Source organism: Amycolatopsis sp. NPDC051716 (assembly GCF_040681595.1).
Taxonomy (GTDB): Bacteria; Actinomycetota; Actinomycetes; order Mycobacteriales; family Pseudonocardiaceae; genus Amycolatopsis.
The window spans coordinates 121439-137749 of the sequence record NZ_JBFAZA010000003.1 but is presented as its reverse complement, the minus strand read 5'-3'; the positions used below and the strand labels follow the sequence as shown (position 1 = coordinate 137749).

General features: G+C 70.9%; 16 protein-coding genes and 1 pseudogene. 8 read left to right on the top strand and 9 right to left on the bottom strand.

The genetic code is table 11. The annotated features are described in order from the left end of the window. Positions 1-94: 94 nt before the first annotated feature. The 4 genes from AB0M30_RS04860 to AB0M30_RS04845 all read left to right on the top strand — a co-directional run bounded on the left by AB0M30_RS04860 (position 95) and on the right by AB0M30_RS04845 (position 4935). The gene (locus AB0M30_RS04860) at positions 95-1603 is read left to right on the top strand and encodes an MDR family MFS transporter (RefSeq protein WP_364579903.1); all 1509 of its coding nucleotides are present in this window, start codon (positions 95-97) and stop codon (positions 1601-1603) included. A 73-nt stretch (positions 1604-1676) separates the two neighbouring features. Then, entirely contained in the window at positions 1677-2135 is a 459-nt protein-coding gene (locus AB0M30_RS04855) for a DUF397 domain-containing protein (RefSeq protein ID WP_364579900.1), read from the top strand. 160 nt (positions 2136-2295) lie between these two features. Beyond that, entirely contained in the window at positions 2296-3207 is a 912-nt protein-coding gene (locus tag AB0M30_RS04850) for a helix-turn-helix transcriptional regulator (RefSeq protein ID WP_364579897.1), read from the top strand. Positions 3208-3705: 498 nt separating this feature from the next. Then, a complete protein-coding gene (locus AB0M30_RS04845; RefSeq protein ID WP_364579894.1) occupies positions 3706-4935 on the top strand; it encodes a hypothetical protein in 1230 nt (409 codons plus the stop codon). 90 nt (positions 4936-5025) lie between these two features. Here AB0M30_RS04845 and AB0M30_RS04840 read toward each other — a convergent pair whose 3' ends face one another. Then, positions 5026-7197: a tetratricopeptide repeat protein gene (locus AB0M30_RS04840; protein WP_364579891.1), complete on the bottom strand. Its 2172-nt coding sequence runs from the start codon at positions 7195-7197 to the stop codon at positions 5026-5028. A 362-nt stretch (positions 7198-7559) separates the two neighbouring features. On the opposite strand from AB0M30_RS04840, the gene AB0M30_RS04835 reads away from it, so the two are divergent. The 3 genes and pseudogenes from AB0M30_RS04835 to AB0M30_RS04825 form a co-directional block, all read left to right on the top strand. Beyond that, the gene (locus tag AB0M30_RS04835) at positions 7560-7796 is read left to right on the top strand and encodes a hypothetical protein (protein ID WP_364579888.1); all 237 of its coding nucleotides are present in this window, start codon (positions 7560-7562) and stop codon (positions 7794-7796) included. A gap of 124 nt (positions 7797-7920) precedes the next feature. Continuing rightward, a complete protein-coding gene (locus tag AB0M30_RS04830; RefSeq protein WP_364579886.1) occupies positions 7921-8274 on the top strand; it encodes an ATP-binding protein in 354 nt (117 codons plus the stop codon). A gap of 37 nt (positions 8275-8311) precedes the next feature. Beyond that, a pseudogene (locus AB0M30_RS04825) lies at positions 8312-8488 on the top strand (IS5/IS1182 family transposase); the annotation flags it as partial. 68 nt (positions 8489-8556) lie between these two features. Here AB0M30_RS04825 and AB0M30_RS04820 read toward each other — a convergent pair. From AB0M30_RS04820 to AB0M30_RS04795, 6 genes are all read right to left on the bottom strand, one after another. Next, positions 8557-9102 carry a hypothetical protein gene (locus AB0M30_RS04820; RefSeq protein WP_364580492.1) on the bottom strand — a complete coding sequence of 182 codons (546 nt, stop codon included), beginning with the start codon at positions 9100-9102 and terminating at the stop codon, positions 8557-8559. 89 nt (positions 9103-9191) lie between these two features. Then, positions 9192-10319 carry a hypothetical protein gene (locus AB0M30_RS04815; RefSeq protein ID WP_364579883.1) on the bottom strand — a complete coding sequence of 376 codons (1128 nt, stop codon included), beginning with the start codon at positions 10317-10319 and terminating at the stop codon, positions 9192-9194. After that, complete coding sequence (locus tag AB0M30_RS04810) at positions 10316-10651, bottom strand: hypothetical protein (RefSeq protein ID WP_103338841.1); 336 nt, start codon at positions 10649-10651, stop codon at positions 10316-10318. The genes AB0M30_RS04815 and AB0M30_RS04810 overlap by 4 nt, the downstream gene beginning before the upstream one ends. 11 nt (positions 10652-10662) lie before the next feature. After that, positions 10663-11157 carry a YbaB/EbfC family nucleoid-associated protein gene (locus AB0M30_RS04805; RefSeq protein ID WP_364579879.1) on the bottom strand — a complete coding sequence of 165 codons (495 nt, stop codon included), beginning with the start codon at positions 11155-11157 and terminating at the stop codon, positions 10663-10665. A gap of 87 nt (positions 11158-11244) precedes the next feature. Then, entirely contained in the window at positions 11245-11547 is a 303-nt protein-coding gene (locus tag AB0M30_RS04800; RefSeq protein WP_360175472.1) for a DUF1905 domain-containing protein, read from the bottom strand. Positions 11548-11593: 46 nt separating this feature from the next. Further along, complete coding sequence (locus tag AB0M30_RS04795) at positions 11594-12199, bottom strand: hypothetical protein (RefSeq protein WP_364579876.1); 606 nt, start codon at positions 12197-12199, stop codon at positions 11594-11596. Positions 12200-12335: 136 nt separating this feature from the next. Between AB0M30_RS04795 and AB0M30_RS04790 the strand changes: the two genes are divergently transcribed. Next, a complete protein-coding gene (locus AB0M30_RS04790; RefSeq protein WP_364579873.1) occupies positions 12336-13988 on the top strand; it encodes a glutamate--tRNA ligase family protein in 1653 nt (550 codons plus the stop codon). A 24-nt stretch (positions 13989-14012) separates the two neighbouring features. Here AB0M30_RS04790 and AB0M30_RS04785 read toward each other — a convergent pair whose 3' ends face one another. Together AB0M30_RS04785 and AB0M30_RS04780 are read right to left on the bottom strand one after the other, a co-directional pair. Beyond that, complete coding sequence (locus AB0M30_RS04785) at positions 14013-14399, bottom strand: hypothetical protein (RefSeq protein ID WP_364579870.1); 387 nt, start codon at positions 14397-14399, stop codon at positions 14013-14015. 49 nt (positions 14400-14448) lie between these two features. Beyond that, positions 14449-16308, bottom strand: a complete 1860-nt coding sequence (locus AB0M30_RS04780; RefSeq protein WP_364579867.1) for a CheR family methyltransferase — start codon at positions 16306-16308, stop codon at positions 14449-14451. Positions 16309-16311 lie beyond the last annotated feature (3 nt).

The window sequence follows — 16311 nt, the reverse complement described above, 5'->3', positions numbered from 1 at the left end:
GGAAATTCGCTGGGGCCGGTGCCGCCGGGATGGAATGCTTAGGACTGCAAAGTAGTTGACCCCGGTCATGACCGTCCCGAGGAGCACCCCGCCGATGACGACATCCGCCGCCACGAAGGGGGTCGGCTTCCGGTCCGAGCGCGGCCCGGTGCTGATCGCGGTCATGCTCAGCACGGCGCTGGTCGCGCTCGACAGCACGATCATCGCGACCGCCGTCCCGTCGGTGGTGCGCGACCTCGGCGGCTTCGCGCAGTTCCCGTGGCTGTTCTCGATCTACCTGCTCACCCAGGCCGTGACGGTACCGCTCTACGGCAAGTTCGCCGACGTGCTCGGCCGGCGGCCGGTGATGTTCTTCGGGATCGCGGCGTTCCTGGTCGGCTCGGTGCTCTGCGGTGCGGCGTGGAGCATGCCGGTGCTGATCGCCGCCCGGGCGGTCCAGGGCATCGGCGCCGGAGCGATCCAGCCGATGTCGATGACGGTGATCGGCGACCTCTACACGGTGGAGGAACGCGCGCGGGTGCAGGGCTACGTGGCCAGCGTCTGGGGCGTGGCTTCGGTGGTCGGCCCGACGCTCGGCGGCGTCTTCGCCGAGTACCTGGACTGGCGCTGGATCTTCTTCATCAACCTGCCGCTGGGCGCGATCGCGGCGCTGATGCTGTTCCGCAACTTCGCCGAGCACGTCGAGCGCAAGCCGCACAAGGTCGACTACCTGGGCGCGGCACTGCTCACCACCGGCTGCTCCTTGGTCATCCTCGGCCTGCTCGAGGGCGGCGTCGCGTGGGCGTGGGGCTCGCTGCCGAGCGTGGGGATCTTCGTCGCGGGCGCGCTGCTGCTGGTGGCGTTCGTGCTGGCGGAAAAGCGCGCGGCCGAGCCGGTGCTGCCGCTCTGGGTGTTCACCCGGCGGGTCCTGGTGGGCGGCAACCTGGTGGCGCTGGTGGTCGGCGCGGTCCTGATGGGCCTGACGTCGTACCTGCCGACGTACGCGCAGGGCGTGCTCGGCGCGGGCGCGCTGGTGGCGGGGTTCGCGGTGGCGGCCTTGACGGTCGGCTGGCCGATTTCGGCGTCCCTGGCGGGCAAGATCTACCTGCGCATCGGCTTCCGCGACACGGCGTTGATCGGCAGCGTGTTCATCATCGCCGGCGGCGTATTGGTGGCGCTCCTCGGCGCGGGTTCGTCACTCTGGGCGGCGGCGTTCGCGGCGTTCGTCCTCGGGGTGGGCCTGGGCCTGGCGGCGAGCCCGACGCTGGTGGCGATCCAGTCGGTGGTGGGCTGGGACCGCCGTGGCGTGGTGACGGCGACGAACCTGTTCAGCCGCTCGCTGGGAAGCGCGGTGGGGGCGGCGGTGTTCGGGGCGATCGCCAACGCGACGCTGGCGTCCCGGTTCGCGAACCCGCCGGCGGAGGTGGGTCCGCTGCCCCCGTCGGTCGACGCGACGAGCCTGGTGCTGGGCGGGCACGCGCCCGATTCGCCGGCCGCGGTGTTCGTGCGCGGGGCGTTGGCGGATGCGACGCACTATGTGTTTCTGGGGTTGCTGGCGGTGGCCGTCTTGTCGGTGGGGGCGTTGTTGTTGATGCCGCGTAAGACCGAACAGCTGGAGTTCTAGATCAATTTCCGTGGGCGCACGGAATGCACCGCAGAGCACGACCGTTCAGCGACGTTAATGCACGTGCATCGGTATGCGCACTTGCTCGACACCTTGCACCCCAAGGGGAACGCACTCGCTCGAGCGTCCTCGAAATGTCACTGATCTGACCGGGAATCGAGCAGCAATCGCGCAGCCGGACGTGCGTTATGCTGCTCTCGGCGGTGTTGATCCGTCACGGTCCGCAGTTAAGATTCACGCACGCCTACGCGACGTTCCGGCCTCGACGCCGACCCGGCCGGCCGGCACGCGCCCGTCCAGAAGCGGGGGAACGCACGTGGCCGAACAGGTCGGGCACCCTTCGATCGAGATTGACTCGTCCAGCTTGGTCTGGAGGAAGAGTTCGGCCAGTGACTCAGGCGGCGGCGGCCAATGCCTGGAAGTCGCGCAGGCCGCCGACCGCGCCCTGATCCGTGACTCGAAGGATCCCCGCATGACGTTGTCCTTCACACGGGTTGCCTGGCAGACATTTCTGGACACTCACCCTTCGTAGCCTTCTCTCGTCAGCCCTGGTCAGCAGCGGGACTCGCCTGACCAGGGCTTCTCTATGCCCACTCCGCTTGCAGCCGCTTCGCAAGCCCGCAACCGTCCAAGCGGCGACTCGCCCGGCTTCAGACTGACGCCCGTCGAACTACCTGCTATCGTTCTGCCATGTGGCACTTCGCCACCATGTCATCGCGGCGATGGGAGTTGAAACGATCATGACTAGGGCGCACTCGCCAGTGGTCAGCCAGCGGCGAGTGCTGGCGGAGATAAGGGAGGCGCGTGAAGCCCTGCAACTCACTCAGAAAGATGTCGCGGAAGCGCTGGACTGGTCGGTCTCGAAACTCATCCGGATCGAGACCGGCAGCGTGGGCCTGTCGATCACCGACCTGAAAGCTCTCCTGCTGCACTACGGCATCACCGACCGCGATCGCGTCGAGAACTACGTCACGATGGCCAAGGCCGGGCGGCAACCGGGCTGGTGGGACAAGTACAAGAACACCAGCAGCCCCGAATTCCTCAAGTTCCTCGGCCTGGAAACGGCAGCGGTCAGGATCCGCCAGTACCAGCTGCACCTCGTCCCGGGTTTGCTGCAAGTACCCGAGTACACCCGGTCCTTGGTGGCGAAGGACACCGGGGACCTGCAGGAACAAGAGCGAAGGATCAGGCTGCGCGCCGAGCGGCAGGAGCGGCTCGCGGACAGCGAACTCGAGCACTTCTTCATCCTGGACGAGTCGGTGCTGCGCCGGCGCGTCACCGACCTCGAAAGCTGGCGAACCCAGCTGCACCGCCTCCGCGAAGTGTCCCAGCAGGACAACGTCACCCTGCAGATCCTGCCCTTCGAGGCCGGCTGGATCGACGGGATGCAGAGCTCTTTCGAACTGCTGCAACTATCCGAGCAGGACAACGACCTGTTCCTCAACCTGTCACATCCCGACAAGGACCAGTTCTTCGACGACGTGATCGGCGCCGAAAAGGCCGCCCAGTTCATCCAGGTGTTCTTTCGCCTGGAACGCGCGGCACTCCCACCCGAACAGACGCCCGAGTTCATCGACAAGATGCTGCACAAGCTGGAGGACTGAATGAGACGGGCATGAGAAAGCGGTCCCCGGCGGCAACCAGGGACCGCTTCGAAAAGGCAATACCTCCGACCCACCTCTGAGCAAGCGCGGACATACTGCCGAGGCGCCAGCATACGACCCCACATCCCGGGGACGAAGCCACCGTCTGGCTTATGACCCATGATCACTTCTCCGGGGACGCGAAGTCACCCTTATCGGTGACTCAGAGCCGCCCAGGCCGGACGCTCGGGCCACGAACCCGCAGTCCGCCTCCCAGGCGTCTCTCCCATGGACTGGGTTCTCCGCGTCGCATCACCGGCCGAGCCGGTGCTGCCCCCCGGTCGCGTCCGCGCGGCCCATCCCTGTCCGGCGCGCCGTCGATGCGAGCGGCCCGTTCGAGGAGTGACCCGTGAAGGTCGAAGTCCGAGCCGACCACAGACCGTTCCCCCGCCCCTTCCCGGCGCTGGCCAGCCGGGCCGGCGCGCTGCGCTACGCCGCACGCCGAGGGGGGTGGCCACTTTGACCGACGACGACGGAGTACTGGCACCGGAGCACTGGGCCACCCGGCTCGGCGTGCCCGTCCTCATCTTCGCCCCGCACGTGGTCGCGCTGCTCAGGCTCAACGACCTCGTCCCCCTCATCGACGCCGACCACCAGGTGATGCGGGTCTACGCCGTGCCGGACAACGGTGAGGACCGGCCGGACGCCGCCGAACTCATCCGGGCCGATGGCGGGGTGCTGCTGGCCATGCCGCAGGTGCGGCGGGCCACTCACGGGCTGGTGCTCGCCGGGAGCACTCGCGGTGTCGACGACGTGCTGGGCCCCGTGCTCCTCGTTCCGCACGGTGGCGGGCTCGGGCAGTACCGCCCGCACCGGACCGACACCGACGGCGCGCTCGTCACCGGTCTCCACCCCGCGCAGCTGATGCGAGACGGCCGGGTCCGCCCCGACCGGATCGCGCTCACCCACGAACGGGAACGGGATCTCCTCGCCCGGTTCTGCCCGGAGGCCCTGCCGCACGCCTTCGTCGGCGGTGACATCGCCTTCGACCGGCTCGTCGCCACCGCCGAATACCGTGACCAGCACCGGCGCGCCCTCGGCGTCACGGACGACCGGGAAGTCCTGCTGGTCACCTCCACCTGGTCACCGCTTTCGGGCTTCGGCCGCAATCCGGAGCTGTTCCGCGAGATCGTCGAAGCGGTGCCGCGCGAGCGGTTCCGGGTCGTGGCGTCCCTCCACCCGCAGATCTGGTCGCAGCACGGCGCCGGCCAGGTGCTCGGCTGGCTCTCCGACGCCATCGACGCGGGGCTCAGCGTGCTGAAGCCGCACACCGACTGGCGCGGTGCGGTCGCCGCCGCCGACCACGTGCTGGCCGACTACACCTCGCTCGGCACTTTCGCGGCCGGCCTCGGCACCCCCGTCCTGCGGCTGCCGCACGGCCCCCAGCCGCTGCTCGAAGGCAGCCCGGCGGCCGTCCTGGCCGAGCACACCCCGCGGTGGGACCCCACGCGGCCGCTGCTCCCCCAGCTCCGCGCCGCCGCCGACGCGCAAGGCCGGGGGCTCGGCGCCCGGATCGCCGGCTTGCTGACCTCGCGCCCCGGGGAAGCCGGGAAGATCCTCCGGAAGGAGATGTACGACCTGCTCGGGCTCCCCGAACCGGCGCGAGCGGTCCCGCTCTCCCCCGCGCCACTTCCCCGGCTCGTGCCCCGGCCGGTCATTCCGCGGCCGCGGAGCCGGCCGGACGGGTGACCGTCCCTCCGGCGCGGCAGGCAGCTTCGTCACCGCCGGGTGTGGACAGCGCCCGGCCCTGACGGATGTCCTCCGCCGGCACCCGCGCCGTCAATCGCCGACCTGCCGGGGTGGCCCCTCGACGGGTGGCTCCGCGATCTCGGCGTCGTATCGCCGCAGCCGGGCGCGAACCCGCTCCACCTGCGGCCCGCCCACTTGCTCGTACAGCGCCAACGCCTCGGCGAGGTGACCACGGGCCGCCCCCGGGTCGTCGTCGCACTCCGCCACGTCGGCGAACCCGACCAGGACGTCCGCCTGGTAGAACGCCGAGCCCGCCTCCGCCAGTACCCGCCGCGCCCGCTCCAGGCGACGCTTCGCCGAGGCGACGTCGCCACCGCGGGCGTCCAGGCGAGCCAGCCCCACCAGGACCTTCGCCTCGTCCTTCTCGTCCCCCAGGCCGGCGAACATCCGGCGGGCCTGTCGGAGGTGTTCCGCCGCTTCGGCCCTGCGGTTCGCCTTCGCCAGCACCTCGCCGATCCGGCGGTGCCGCTGGGCGACGCCGCGGTCGATGCCCAGCTCCCGTTCGATCTCCAGGCTGGCGGAATAGAAGGAGATCGACGCCGGAACGTCGCCGCGGCCCTGCGCCGCCGTGCCCAGCTGGTCGAGCGCCACCGATTCGTTGTGCCGGCTCCCCGCCGCGCGCGCCAGTTCCAGCGCGCGAGCGCATTCGCGTTCCGCGTCCTCGAAGCGGCCCAGGTCCAGGTACGCGCGGCCGAGCTGGCAGCGCAGCCGCGACTCCGCGACCGCGTCCCGGCAGCGCTGCGCCGCCGCGATGCCGATCTCGTGCGAACGCAACCAGCGGGCGAAGTGCTTCCGGTGCAGGAACAGCTCCCACAGGGCCTCGCACAGCTGCCACGCCAGCCGGTCGTGCTCCCGTTCGCCGGCTGCTTCCAGCACCGCCAGCACGTTCGGCAGCTGTCCGTCGAGCCAGTCGAGCGCTTCCCGTCCCGAGCCGAACGCGGGCGGCGCGGTGCGGTACTGCTCGCACACCGGGCTGACCCGCCAGCGCAACGGGATGACGACCAGGTTCGCCCGCGTCATCTCGTGCAGGAACCAGGTCGCCACCCGGGGAACCACCTCGGGGCGCCCGGCGTCGCGCTGGGCCCGGGCGTGCAGGCGGACCAGGTCGTGGAACCGGAAGCGCAGCTCGTCGACCTCTTCCAGGAGGCTGGCGTCCACGAGGAGCTGCAGCCCGTCGGCCGCCGCCGGTTCGGTCAGGCCGGTCGCCGCCGCCGCGGTGCCGACGTCGAACGACGCACCCGGGAACTCGCTCAGCAGCCGGTACAGCGTCGCGGCCGTCGGCGGCAACGCCCGGTACGACCAGTCGAACATCGCCGCCACCGGGGCGTCCCCCTCCGCCGAAAGCCGGCTCAGCCGGGATCGTTCGTCGCCGAGTTCGGCCACCACCCGCGCGACCGGCCACCGCGGCCGGGACGCCAGCCGGGCCGACGCGACGCGCAGCGCGATCGGCAGCCGTCCGCAGAGCACCGCCAGCTCCGCGACCGCGGCCAGCTCACCGGCGACTCTCGACCGGCCGACGGCCCGCACCACCAGCTCGACGGCCTTCGGCTGGGAAAGGGGCGCCACGTCCAGGAAGCGCGCGCCTTCGGCCACGAGCCCGTCCAGCCGCAGGCGGCTGGTCACGAGCACCAGGCAGCCGGCCGACGCGGGGATCAGCGGGCGGACCTGGGCCGCCGAAAACGCGTTGTCCAGCACGACCAGCAGCCGTCGGCCCGCCGTCCTCGTCCGGAACAGGGCCGCCTGCTCGGCCACGCCGGGCGGGACGCGCTCGGGCGCCACCCCCAGCGCGCGCAGGAACGCCCCGAGCGCCTCCTCCGGGACGACCGCACTCCCCGGCGAAAACCCCCGCAGGTCCGCGTAGAGCTGACCGTCGGGGAAGCTGCCCGCGTGCCGGGCACCCCAGGTGACGGCGAGGGCGGTCTTGCCGACGCCGCCCGGCCCGATCAGCACGGCCAGCGCCGGCCGGCCACCGGTGTCTTCCCCGGCGACGTCGTCCAAGGCCGCGAGTTCGTCGGCCCGGCTCGTGAAGTGCGACGGCGCCGCCGGCAGCTGCCGGGGTACCGGGAACTCCTCCGGTCGGCGTGGGCCGGCGATCCACACGTCACCGGTGATCGTCCCGGCCTGCAGCACCGCCCCGGCCGCGTCGCCGCCGACGGAATTGTGGACTCCGGGTGGTGAGGTGGCCTCGTTCCGAGATGTCATCCGAGAACTCCCGCCAGATCCCGAACTTCCCTGTCTACCCGGCGCCCGCTCGCCGACGCACGGGTCCGCGGCGGAATTACCTCGAACGTACGCCGCCCGGTCCGCCACGCCGTCACCGCGAGCTGTTCCGGCGTACGAGTGGTTCGACCGCCGCCGGCCGGGCCACGGCGTACCGTTCGGAACACGGACACGGCGTGCTCTCCTCCCCCTCGGAGCACGCCGTGCCCGCCAGCGGAGGTGTTGCGGCACAGTGGTTTTTGAGCTGACGTGAACGAGAATCCGCTGTTCGACCGAACGTGCTCGCCGCTTCGCGTGGCTATGCTGGACGGCGGCAACGCTTTCGGTTCGGGAAGACGCGCGACATGAACGACCAGCGGCAGGTGCTCGTCCGGGCGGAGTCCCGGCACGTCGTCGTCTCCGACGTCGACGGCGGTCGTGAAACGCTCACCTATCCGGGCGTCACGCTCACGCGCGTCATCGCCGGCATCCCGGACGAACACGTCTGGCTGCCGATGGGCGAGCGTCCCACCGAAGTCGACGACGAAGCCCTGATCGAGGCTCTGCGCGCGGCGTTCCTCTGGCGGATCGGGCACCCCTAGCACCTTTTCCGGCGGCCGGAGGAGTATCGGCCGGTTTACCGGGTAGGCCCTCCGGACAAGGAGGAGTCACACGGTGCAAGTGAACTGGGGCGCGGCACACGAGCCGGGATGGCAGGTGCTGGACGTGCCCGGAAGGGACCCCTCGGGGCTGGCCGTCGCGCGCCGGTGGGCGCAGGCCAAGCTGGCTTCGCTCACCGACGCCGACCGGGTCGATGCCGTGATCGTGGTCGGCGAACTGCTGGAGAACGCCTACGTCCACGCCACCGGCCCCCAGCAGCTGCGGCTGCACCTCGCGGACGACCCGTGCCGGGTGACCGTGGCCGTCGCCGACACCGGTACCGGCGAACCACGGCTGCGGGTGCCGAGCCGCTCCGGCGGCCGGGGTCTGCTGCTCGTCGACGAACTCGCCCTCGACTGGGGCGTGAGCCACCACGACGACGGCAAGGTCGTCTGGGCCCGCCTCGCCTGCGCGAACTAGGGCCGGCTCCACCTGCGGCGGATCGTGCTGGCCGGCGGGCCATCCGGGGACCCGGCCGAGCGAGGTGCTGGGCGACAAGGGCTACTCCAGCCGGGCCATCCGGCCCTACCTGCGCCGACGGCACATCCCGGCGACGATTCCCGAACGCCGGGACCAGCAGGCCCACCGGCTGCGCCGCGGCCGAGCCGGTAGACGCCCACCCGTCTTCGACCGCGCCGCCCTACCGGCGCCGCAACATGATCGACCTGGCCACCCGTTCCTCCCCTGCGCCGCGGCCAGGCCCTAGCGGCCGTTCCAGTGGATGGTGTCCGGGAACTCGAGGAACTTCCGCAGGTGCTGCTGCTCGGCGCGGTCCTGCACGGGCAGCCGGAAGATCGAGCCGTCCGGCCAGGTCAGCGTGCTCTTGCGGAAGCTGAGCTCCGGCGCCTGGGGCTTGCGTGCTTCCCAGACGATCTTCGGCGGCGGTGCGTCGGCCGGGTCGGTGGTGGTCGGTCCGGTGTCCACCACCGCCAGGCACGACGGCGAGCACGCCAGCCACGCGCCCCCCACGGACCGGAGCCGGTCGGCCAGGTCGAGCGCCATCGCGTTCTCCGGGCCCGTCACGCCGATCGCCCGCTGGAACGGCAGTCCCGGCCGTTCGCCGTGGGCCAGGGCGAAGACGCCGAACACCGCGGCGCCGATCCCGCGCAGGATGTTCCAGAAGAACCGCCGGACGAGCCGCTTCCCCACGACGGTGCCGTCCCGGCGGCGGCCGGGGACGTCGTAGCCCACGTCGGTGTCGCCGAAGTGCAGCACGATGACCGGCTCGCGCCACCGGTCCCGCGCCAGCGCCTCGACCCGCTCCCGGAACCCGGGCCGGACCCGGGCCTCCTGCGACCAGCTTTCGACGCGGTCGTGGAATTCGGCCGCGCGGACGTCTAGATGTCGAGGTCCCTGCGCGTCTCCTCGGGGCTCCGGTCCCCGCCGATCTCGCTCTTGTCGAACCACGGTTCGTCCCCCTCGGGTGTGACGGCTTCCTTGCCTTCGGCGAACGCACCCTTGCCCGCTCCGATGCCGGCCTTCACGCCCGCGCCGGCGAGGAACGGCTTGACGCCGGCCGAAGTGCCGAACATCGTCGTGAGCGCCCGGTTGCTCGGCTGCCAGCCCTCGGCGACCGCGCCGAAGCCGAACTTCGTCTCGCCGGGCATCACGCCGATGCGCAGCTTGCGGGTGAACACCTCGAGCTTCCCGGAGTACTTGACCAGGAACTCCATGAACTTGTCGAGCAGCTTGCCGAACTTGCCGAGGTAGCGCGTCACCTTCTGCAGCACGCTGGCGGCCTTGGCGATGGACGCGGTCATCGCGGCCGCGACCGAGCCGCCGAAGCTGATCACCGACGCGGCCAGCGCGGGCAGCCAAAGCGTGATCAGCCAGGACACCAGCTCGGTGATGATCCCCTTGATCACCTCTTCGATGACCACCATCACCATCGACCACATCTGCAGCACCTCGGCCACCGAACCGGCGGCCGAGCCGATGCCGCGGATGCCGGAGGAGAAGTCGCCGAGCGCTTCCTTCGCCGCGTTGCCCGCCTCGTCCACCCACTCGGCCAGCGCGGTGTCGCCGGTGCGCTCGAAGTCGTCGGCGAGCGCGACGAAGCCCTGGGCGATCGTGACGAAGTTTTCCGAGGCGTGGCCGATGGCCGGGCCGTCGCCGGTGACCTGGTGCAGCGCGTCCTGCAGCGGCTGGACGAGCTCGAGCAGCATGTTCAGGCCGTGGCTGACCAGCCAGCCGATCGGGTCCATGGCGAAGGTGACCATGTCGCCGGCGGCGGCGCCGACGAACGCCGCGCCGTCGCCGACCAGCGCGGCGCCGGCGGACGCCAGCTCGCCCGGGCCGTCGGCCTCCGCGGCCTGCCGGGCGTGCTCGCCGATCTTCTTGCCCGCCTTGTAGGCGGTGCCGGCCACCGGCACGTACCCGGCGGCGCGGTCGAGGTTGGCGCCCGTGCTCTCGTCGTAGGCGTCGACGTTCAGCGCGTCGGCGATGCTCTTCTTCGGCTCGGTCATTCGCCCTGCCCGATCGCGTCGATTTCCGCTTCGTACCGCCCGAAGGCGACCTTGCCGGCGTCTTCGGTGCCCTGGTACATCTCCGCGGCCTTGGTGAGCTTGGTGGTGAACCCGTCCACGCCGTCCTTGAGGTCGGTCAGCAGCGAGCGCAGCTCGGCGAGGCGGTCGGTGTAGCCCTGCTTGGCAAAGAGGCCGACGAGCCCCCACGCTTCGTTCGTGACGTCGGCGGCGTCGATCTTCGCGCCGAACTTGTCCGCCTCCTGCTCGTAGAACGGCAACTGCTTGGCGTAGGCGGAGATCGCGCCGACGTTCGTCTGGATTCCTTGTGTCATCGCGGATTTCCCTAGGATCGGCGGAGGATGGGGCCCTGGTCGAAGTCGTCGTCGTCCCCGGCTGCGCCCCGGCGGACGGGCCGCGACGGCTGCCGCGGCTCCTGCTCCGACGCGGGCTCGGCCGCCGCGGTTCCGAACGCCGCCGCCTGGGCTTCGCGCACCTGCGCCGAGACGTCCACGCCGAACGCGTCGCCGAAGGTTTCGTCCACGATGCCGGCCTGCTGCTGCGCGGCCCCGGCCGCCGCCCGGCGGATGGTCTGCATGATCGTCGCGGCGAGCCGGCCGGCCTCGACCCGGGTGGCCCCGGCGGTGAGCCGCAGGTCGGTGATGGTGCCGCCGGCGCCCGCGGTGACGGTCACGGTCCCGTCGGGCGAGGTGACGGTGGTCTCCAGCCGGGCGATCCGCTCCTGCATGTCGCCGACGCCGGCGAAGCGGGCTTCGGCCTGCCGCACCTTGCTCTGGAAGTGCTGGAACTGGGCGATCAGCTCGTCCATCTGGGCGGACATCGTGTCTCCCTTGCGCGGTTCGGGGCCTGTGTCCGCATCATGACAGATCCGTTCCGCGGCCGATCACGTTTCCCCGGATCGCGCGCCTCAGAAGTCGACGAGCTCCACGGTCACGGTGCCGGTGTCCCCCACGCCGAGGCCTTCGGCGTCCCGGACCGCCCGTTTGAGGGGCAGGACGTAGGCCTCGCGCGAACCGTCCGGGAAGATCGAGGTCTGCCAGCTCGTGGCGCCGATCGTCACCCGGACGCGCACCGAACCGAAGCCGCGCCGCGGCTCGGCGGAGAGCTCGCGGATGTCCTCCGACGCGTCGGCGGGCAGGCTGACGAAGACCCAGCTGTCGGCGCGCCGGGCATCCCATTCCCACAGCTCGGCCTCGAAGACGATGATCACGCTGGCAGTGTCACACAGGGCACCGACAGTTTCCGGCGGGTTCCCGTCAGAGGCAGGGCGGCCGGTAGCCGTAGATGCGCAGGCCGCGGAACTCCAGCTCGTTCGGCGTCTTCCCGACGAACACCAGCCCCCGCGCCTCCCGCAGCGCCGAAGCGAACGAGTACGAGGGCGTCCCCAGCTCCGGCAGCGACGTCCACCGGCGCGGCGAGAAGCTGAAGAACTTCGTCACCAGCCGGCCGCCGGTCGACGGGACCGGCGTCAGCCACTGGGCGCCGCCGCTCCAGTGGGACGCCGGGCGCAGCTGGACGTACAGGTCGTCGGTCGCGCGGTAGGTCAGCAGGAAGCCCGCCGACCGGGACAGGTCGGCCTGCGCTTCGAACCGGTTGCCCAGCCACACCACGGCGACGTGCCATTCCGCGTTCAGGGACGTCACCTCGGCCGCGTACCGGCGCCCCGCGGGCACGAGCAGGCTCCCGGTGGCCGGGACCGTCGTCCCTTCGCCGCTGGCCAGCCACTGCTGCAGCCGGTCGATCGACGGTGTCGCGCACTCGCGGCCCGGCGATGCGGAGGCCGCGGCCGGGGCGATCAGCGGGAGCACCATCAGGGCCGTCAAGGCCGAAAGCGTTCTGGCGAAAGGAAACCGAGCGCGCATTCCCGGCAAGCTAGCACCGCGGGCCGCCGAGCACCACCTGCCCGGGCGGGCCGGCGGGCCGCACGGCTAGGCTCGTCGTCGGCGAAAACGACCATTTTCGCCGAGGCAAGCGCACCACGACGCGGGAGAACAACCCATGCTGGACCGAGCGGTCATCGACGCACTCTTCCCTGCCGACCTGCCCGAACCCGAGCACTGGGAGCAGCAGTACCCCGCACGCGACCTCCCCGAAGGCGCGCTGGTCACGCGCCTGGGCCCGTCGCCGACCGGGTTCGTGCACGTCGGCGGCATCTACATCGCCACCATCGACCAGGACGTTGCCCGCCGCTCCGGCGGCCGCTACCTCGTCCGGATCGAGGACACCGACCAGTCCCGCGAGGTCGAAGGCGCCCTCGAGCAGTTCGAACGCGGCTTCCGCTACTTCCGCCTCGGCGCCGACGAAGACATCGACCGCGGCGGGGACTACGGCCCCTACCAGCAGTCGGCCCGGGAGCGCATCTACCTCACCTACGTCCGCGACCTGCTCCGCCAGGGCAAGGCGTACCTCGACTTCGCCACCAAGGAAGAGCTGGCCGCCATCACCCAGCGGCAGCAGGCCACCAAGCTGCCGACCGGCTACTACGGCAGCTGGGCCATCTGGCGCGACGCCGACCCGGCCGACGTCCAGGCCAAGCTCGACGCCGGCGCCCCGTACGTCGTGCGGTTCCGCGCCCCGGACGACACGGGCGCCCGCGCCCGCTTCACCGACGCGATCCGCGGGCCGCTGGAAGCCGAGGCCAACCGCAACGACGTCGTCATCCTCAAGAGCTCCGACCAGAGCCCCCGGCTGCCGACCTACCACTTCGCGCACGCCGTCGACGACCACCTCATGCGGGTGAACCTGGTGATCCGCGGCGACGAGTGGATCTCGTCGGTCCCGGTGCACCAGCAGCTGTTCGACGCGCTCGGCTTCGAGCCGATCACCTACGCGCACATCGCGCCGCTGATGAAGCAGGAGGGCGGCAGCAAGCGCAAGCTGTCCAAGCGCAAGGACCCGGAAGCGTCCGTCGACTTCTTCATCGAGGCCGGCTACCCCGCCGAGGCGGTCCTGTACTACCTGCGCGGCCTCGCCAACGGCCGGCTCGCGGAGATGCCGCTGGAGCAGGCCCTCACCGAGCCGATCAACCTCGACGAGTGCGGGGTCGCCGGCCCGCTGGTGGACCTGGTCAAGCTCGACGACATCGCCGCGGACCACATCGCCACCCTCTCCGGCGCCGAGATCCTCGACGCCGTCCGCGACTGGGCCGAGCGGTTCGACCCCGAGCTGCGCCGGGTCCTCGACGAGGAAGCCGACCTCGCCCTGCGTGCGCTGGCCGTGGAGCGCGAGGGCGCCGAGAACCCGCGCAAGGACCTGAAGAAGTGGAGCGAGTTCCGCGCGGTCTACGGCTTCTTCTTCCCGCAGCTGCACGCGGCCGTCACCGGGCCCGACGACGAGCGCATCGCGGCGCTGGGCGTCGATCGCGCGGTCGTGCAGGCCGTGGCCCGTGACTTCGCCGCCGACTACCGCCAGCTCGAAGACGGCCAGGAGTGGTTCGACCAGATCCGCGCGGTCGCGGCCAAGCACGGCTTCGCCCGCAACGCCAAGGAGTTCAAGAAGAACCCCGAGGGCTTCCCCGGTTCCATCCGCGAGGCCTCGCAGATCATCCGCATCGCCCTCACCGGGTCGACGCGCAGCCCCGACCTGCACGCGATCACGCAGGCGCTGGGTCAGGACGAGGTCCTCGCCCGGATCGCCGCGCTGACCAAGTAGCGCCGCGGGGCTCCGGCGGCCGCGTCAGGCGCCGGAGCCCTCGTCGCCGTCCTCGAAGGGGCAGAAGGCGAAGCGCACCGCGCTCGCCGGCCCGGCCTTGGCTCCGCTGGCGGGCACGGCGGCGATCAGGCCGGCCGCGTCCTCGCGGTCCAGCCGGGCCAGGAGGCGGGCCAGCGCTTCCGGCGCCCCGACGGGTTCCGCCGGCGTCTGGATCAGCGTGCGGTGGAGGATGCCGACGTCCCAGCCGTCCGCGCGGCCGCTGCCCGCCGGCACCCGGAGGGTCACGTCGAGCAGCCAGCGCGGCGGTTTCCCGGTCAGCGCCGGTGTCGCGTGGGCCGTCAGGCCGACGACCTGGTCGGCGCGCAGCAGGCCGTCACTGAGTGTCGCGATCCACACGTTGGTCAACCCCATGGATCAACGGATAACAGCCGCGCGCCGATGCCGCAATCCCCCGGCGGGTTCACTCGGCTTGGCCGGCCTTCGTCTCTTCCATCATCAGCAGCGCGCCGTGGCTTTCGCCGTTCGAGCTGCGCAGGGCACCGCAGAGCAGCCGGACGACCGTGGTCCGGCCGCGCCGGTTGACCGCTTCGAACATCTGCTCGGCGTAGTACCCGGCGTCGGCCAGCGCCTCGCGCACCACGGGGCGCAGGTCTCCGACCGGCAGGCCGATGTCCAGGTTCAGCAGGTGGGTGCCTTCGGCTTCTTCCCGCCGCACCCCCCACAGGTCCTCGGCACCGCGGTTCCACGCCTTGATCCGCATCTCGGAGTCGATCACGATGATCCCGGCGTGGATCGAGGTGAGCACCGACTCGAGGAACTCGTTCACCTCGTCGAGGTCGAGGCTGCGCTCACGCAGCGCGTCGTTGATCGTCTGCAGCTCGTCGTTGGTGGACTGCAGCTCCTCGTTCATCGTCTCCAGTTCCTCGTTGGTGGACTGGAGCTCCTCGTTGGTCGTCTCCAGTTCCTCCACAGTGGACTGGAGTTCCTCGTTGGTGGTCTCGAGTTCCTCGTTGGTCGACTGGAGTTCCTCGTAGGCGGACTCCAGCTGCCGGTTCGTGTGCTCGAGCTCGGTGAGCAGCTGGCGCGCCCAGCTCACGTCGTGGAACACCACCGAGACGCCGAGCAGCGTCTTGTCCTTGTTCACCAGCGGGTTGACGTGCACCTCGTACCAGACGGTCTCGCCGGCCCGGCGCCACTCGACGTCCTTGATCCGCAGCGACCGGCGTTCCAGGCGGGCCTGCTCGACGTACGCGCGCAGCGCCACCGGCCGGTAGGAGACGTCCAGGTCGCGCAGCGGCCGGCCGATGTCGCGTTCGGACAATCCGAACGCCACCTCCGCCGGGGAGTTGATCAGGGCCGTCGTCTCCCCTTCGGTGACCACGATCTGGGCGACCGGGCTCGCCGAAAACGCGTGCTCACGCAGTTCTTCCAGCCCGGAGATGTCCTGCGTGCGCCGCTGCGGGAAGCCGTGGGAAACGAAGTGGGCGAAGCTGACGGGCCCGTTCACCGCCTTGCGGAAGACCCGGCGCTTGAGGTCCAGCGGCTCGAAGATCCGGGCGTGCGACAGCAGCATCTCGGCCTTGCCGAGGAACAGCACCCCGCGGGGCGCGAGGGCGAAGTGGAACCGCTCGAGGATCTTGGTCTGCGTCTCGGCGTTGAAGTACATCAACGTGTTGCGGCAGGCGAGCAGGTCGATCCGGGAGATCGGCGCGTCCTGCACCAGGTCGTTGCGCCCGAAGATGATCGACCGGCGCAGGTCCTTGCGGAAGCAGTACCGGCTGCCCACCAGCTCGAAGTACTTCTCCAGCTGCGCCTCGGTGAGCCCTTCGACCTCCGCCGGGGTGTAGGCGGCGTGGCGGGCCTGCGCCAGCGCCTCGTCGTCGACGTCGGTGGCGTAGATCTTCACCCGCTGGCGGAACGCCTCGACGCCGAGCGCGTCGGCGAGCAGCATCGCCAGGCTGTAGGCCTCCTGCCCGGCCGCGCAGCCGGCGCTCCACACCCGGATCGGCTCCTCCGGGGTGCGCTCGGCGAGCAGCGCGGGAAGCACCTCTTCCCGGAGGTACTCCCACGCGTCCGGATCGCGGAAGAAGCCCGTCACGTTGATCAGGATGGTGTTGAACAGCGCGACGAACTCATCGGCGTTGACCTGCAGCTGGTCGATGTAGTCCGCGTAGCTGTCGGTCTCGACCTGGCTCATCCGGCGGCGGACCCGCCGCATCAGGCTGCTCCGCTTGTACCCGGTGAAGTCGAAACCCCGCGACTCCTTCAAGTAGGCCAGCACCGACTCGAATTCGCCGTGGGGTTCCTTGGGCTGGGTCACGGT